At 29.0% G+C, this 4,346-nt stretch carries 5 protein-coding genes; 3 read left to right on the forward strand and 2 right to left on the reverse strand.

Annotated elements, in window-relative coordinates; translation table 11 throughout:
* A partial coding sequence (locus HN894_05965) for a type II toxin-antitoxin system RelE/ParE family toxin (protein MBT7142864.1) occupies positions 1 to 199 on the forward strand: 199 nt, incomplete at its 5' end.
* Between the two features lie 115 nt (positions 200 to 314).
* Here HN894_05965 and HN894_05970 read toward each other — a convergent pair.
* Positions 315 to 1,589 carry a T9SS type A sorting domain-containing protein gene (locus HN894_05970; GenBank protein MBT7142865.1) on the reverse strand — a complete coding sequence of 425 codons (1,275 nt, stop codon included), beginning with the start codon at positions 1,587 to 1,589 and terminating at the stop codon, positions 315 to 317.
* A gap of 155 nt (positions 1,590 to 1,744) precedes the next feature.
* Between HN894_05970 and HN894_05975 the strand changes: the two genes are divergently transcribed.
* Together HN894_05975 and HN894_05980 are read left to right on the forward strand one after the other, a co-directional pair.
* On the forward strand, positions 1,745 to 3,319 hold the full coding sequence (locus HN894_05975) for a HAMP domain-containing histidine kinase (protein MBT7142866.1): 1,575 nt from the start codon (positions 1,745 to 1,747) through the stop codon (positions 3,317 to 3,319).
* Positions 3,309 to 4,007 (forward strand): response regulator transcription factor, encoded by a 699-nt coding sequence (locus tag HN894_05980; GenBank protein ID MBT7142867.1) that lies wholly within the window; start codon positions 3,309 to 3,311, stop codon positions 4,005 to 4,007. Before HN894_05975 ends, HN894_05980 begins: the two co-directional genes overlap by 11 nt.
* 57 nt (positions 4,008 to 4,064) lie before the next feature.
* On the opposite strand, the gene HN894_05985 is transcribed toward HN894_05980, so the two are convergent.
* A partial coding sequence (locus tag HN894_05985; GenBank protein MBT7142868.1) for a hypothetical protein occupies positions 4,065 to 4,346 on the reverse strand: 282 nt, incomplete at its 5' end.

A 4,346-nucleotide genomic window follows, 5' to 3' on the forward strand; every position in this document is an offset into this window, starting at 1 on the left:
CTTGATAATGGATGAAATAGAATATCTCTCTAAAAATCCAAAATCGGGAAAAGATTATAGTAAAGTAAGAAAAGGATATTTTCGTTCTCGAATTAAATCACATTTCATTTTCTATAAAATCAACAGAAAGAACGAAGATATTGAAATTATTAGAATTCTACATCAACGAATGGACATTGAAACACGACTGAGTGAATAAAATGGCAGTAGATAACACCCAAGAATATTAAAACAGTGAGAAACTACTGAGCAGGCTTAATAGTTTTTATATTCTTGGATGTTAGTATTAGCACTTAGCCTTTTGCCAATAACCATTATTGAATAACAATTTTTCTATTCAGAACTTTATCATTTTGACTTATATTGATAAAATAGTTTCCTTTTCCTTTATCCGAAATATTTATTTTTTCGTCGAAAGCTCCATCAAAATTTGAGATTAATTTGCTGTAAACTTCTTTGCCGGAAATATCATAAATTTTTATCGACACTGCTGATTTTGATTCAGACTGAAAGCTTAAATTGAATTTTCCATCGTTGGGGTTAGGATAAAATTTTAGCTCATCTATTTTTAGCTCAGTGTTTTCCGAGGGTATTGGAACTCCCGTTTTTTTAAGAATTTTCAAATCCTCATTGTTGAGTTCTCCAATCTTTACATCAAGTTTTATGACAATACATTTGGAACGGACTATATTTGATTTTTGATGATTTTCTCCAAGTTCAATATATTTAACAATCACTTTTCCGTTAATGGTATCAATATCGATGTCAATATTGGAAATCATGCTGTCAATTCCTTCACAATTTATATCTTTTATCATAACTTGAAGTTCTTTTTCAGAGTCATCTCCTGAAATCATATATATCTCAACATTTTCATCAGAATTAGTGGTTTTTCCATCTTCATCAATAACAATTGTTTTAGTTTCACAATTGGTTTCCCCTTTTTCGTCTGTTTTTATGATAGTTATAATTTTTGTAGCACCGTCTTCATCTTCAATAATTTCTACATCAATATTTTTAATCAGAGAGTCAATGTCAATATCCGAATCATCACCAATAACTTTAACAAACATTTCATGTTCTCCTGCCTCTTTTTCGATAATGTCAATTTGATAGGTTTTCAATAAAGAATCAATATCTATATTTATATCATCCTCATCTAATTCTACACACATTGTGTATGCCAGAGTTTTCGTTCCATTTTTATCTATCTTGAGTTTTTTAAGCAAAGAATCAGGATTGCAGGCTTTATCTCCTTCAATAATCTTCACAATCATTTTTGCGTGTTCACCGTTTTCTTCATCAGATTCAATAAAAATATCCAGAGTTTGCAAAAGCGAATCTATATTGCATTCTTCGTCGCTTAATATCATATTTGACAATACATCTTTTAATGCAAAATTTTCGTTTATTACGATTGTTGTATCAAAAGCAACTTTTTTCCCATCTACATATCTTATTATTTTTACAGAAACTTTGTCACCATCAACATTATTTCCATAATTTATAAATGCCTGAGTTGAGAAAAATGTAGCAATCAACATTATCACAACAAGAATTGCAGATAAATTCTTAAATCTTTTTTTCATAATATATTCCTCCAAAAAATTAGTTAATAATTCAATTTTAAATCTGGTACAAATGTAATTCAGAAATCAATCAACAGTAGTTATAGTAAGGTTAAAAAAAGTTATGAAAAAGTTAAAGTTTAGATTAATAGATTAATATGAACTAATTTTGAATTGTGAAAAAGGGATTTTTAATTATATTAATTGTATTGATGAGCGTTGCTCTCACGGGAATTGTTATTGTTCAGTTGTTGTGGATAAACAATGCTACCGAAGTAAAAGAGAAACTTTTTGACAGAGCGGTTAACGAAGCATTAAATAGTGTTATCGAAAAAATTGAGATTAAGGAATCGGCAAATATTATCTGCAAATCGATTTTGAATGACACATTAATTTATAGCGAACCGGCATTGATGAAAAAGAAAATCAGAAGGAAAACTCTTGAAAAAGATACTGTATGTTTGAGTGTTCTTAAGTTTTCTAATGAACAAAATATTGAAACTGACAGTAATTCTATTTTAATTTACAATGCTGATATTAGTATTGATAGTTTTGTAGGTCACGGTTTTTCGAAAGAAATTTTCATGAAAACCAACGAAAATGAATACGAAATTCATATTAAAGAATTTATTGATAATAAAAAAGGAAAAATCGACCAAATTGTAAATCAAATATTTTTAGAATATGATATTAAAGATGTTCCATTGTTAAATCGAATTGAAATTAAATCAATTGACACACTTCTGCGTCAGGAATTACTAAAAAAGGGCATAGAGATAAGTTTTGCTTATGCAATTTTTTCAAGCGAAGACGACAGCATCAAATACAAATCTTTAGGCTTCGGAGAATTAAATTCTAAGAAGCAATATGAAATTAATCTTTTTCCAAACGATTTGATTTTAAAAAATGATTTTCTGACAGTGAGTTTTCCAACAAAAAGAAATTATATATATAAATCTCTTTTTTCTCTTTTAATTGCTTCTATATTTTTCACAATTACAATTCTAATTGTCTTTTTTATCACAATTTTCACAATAATTAAGCAGAAACGAATTTCGGAAATAAAAAGCGATTTCATTAATAATATGACACATGAGTTTAAAACTCCTATAGCAACAATTTCGCTTGCAGCTGATACAATTCTAAACCCAAAAACTTTAGACAATAAATCTCAAATTCAATACTTTACAAGTATTATAAAAGAAGAAAACAAACGAATGAACAATCAGGTAGAGAAAGTTCTATTGATGGCTCTAATTGATAATCATGAGTTAGTCCTCGAACTTGAGAATCTTGATATTCACATTATTATTAAAAAGGCAATTTCGAGTGTGTCGCTTCAATTACAAAAAAATAATGCTAATGTTGAACTAAGTTTGAAAGCGGAAAAGATTGAAGTTTTGACAGATATATTTCATTTTACTAACGTAATCTGCAACCTATTAGATAATGCGATTAAATATTCAAGTGAAAATCCTGAAATTAAGATCAGCACCTTCAACGATAGAAATATGCTTTGTTTGACAATCGAAGATAATGGTATAGGAATGACCAAGGAAGTCCAAAACAAAATTTTCGATAAGTTTTACAGGCAAACCACCGGCAATATCCATAATGTTAAAGGTTTTGGGCTCGGATTGAGCTATGTTGCAAACATTGTGGAAAAATGCAAGGGAAAAATAGTTGTTGAAAGTATTGTAGGAGAGGGGAGTAAGTTTATAATTTATTTACCAATATCTTATGAATTCTAAAAAAAACAGAGTTTTTCTGCTCGAAGATGATCCAAATTTTGGTGCAGTAATGAAGTCTTATCTCGAAATGAATTCATATTTAGTGTATTGGGTGAAAGATGGGAATGCCGCTTTGAAAGAGTTTAAAGAAAGAAATTACGATTTGTGCATTTTAGACGTTATGTTGCCAAATGTCGATGGTTTTACTATAGCGAGTTCAATTAGAAAAATTGATAGTAAAACCCCAATAATTTTTCTAACTGCAAAATCAATGAAAGCAGATATTATCAAAGGTTTTAAATTGGGAGCCGATGATTATATTACAAAACCATTCGATTCAGATTTACTGCTACTGAAAATAAAAGCCATTTTACGTAGAGAAAATAATATGAATTCCGAATCCGTTGATAGTGAGATAAATATTGGAAATTACATTTTTGATTATTCTCAGCGTACAATTAATTATAAAAATAATTTATACAAACTGTCGCCAAAAGAATCTGAGCTGCTTCATTTGCTTTGTATTCATAAAAATAGAGTACTTGATAGAAATGAGGCTTTACAAAGAATATGGAAAGAAAATAGTTATTTCACTACCAGAAGTATGGATGTTTTTATTACAAAACTCAGAAAATATCTAAAAGAAGATCAAAATATCGAAATTTGTAATATTCATGGAAGTGGATTTATTTTAAAAATCCAAAATTAAATATCAGTACTTCAAAAAAAGATTTATTAGAGTCGCTATTAAACCATTAAGTTAAAATTAATGGTTCACGAAACCAAAAAGTACAGCAACACATCCAAAATCTATATTATCCGGATTATCTACATGTTCTTTGGAGACTGGAACTTTTATCGAAATAATGAGCTGCTGGCTTGCTTCGAGACGAAAATCCCATTTTTGAACCATTTTATGTTCTGTATTGTCAAACAAAACTTTTCGCTCCGAATCTAAAATTTTAAACTCTACGGGTGGTAATTTATCATCGCTGGCAACTACCATTCTGTAGCTTTGACCTGAATAAAATGCTTTAAACATTTCGGC

The organism is Bacteroidota bacterium (genome assembly GCA_018692315.1).
GTDB lineage: Bacteria > Bacteroidota > Bacteroidia > Bacteroidales > JABHKC01 > JABHKC01.

Coding starts and splice junctions, on each gene's coding strand:
- HN894_05970 (MBT7142865.1), bottom strand. CDS start 1,589: ATGAAAAAAAGATTTAAGAATTTATCTGCAATTCTTGTTGTGATAATG.
- HN894_05980 (MBT7142867.1), top strand. CDS start 3,309: ATGAATTCTAAAAAAAACAGAGTTTTTCTGCTCGAAGATGATCCAAAT.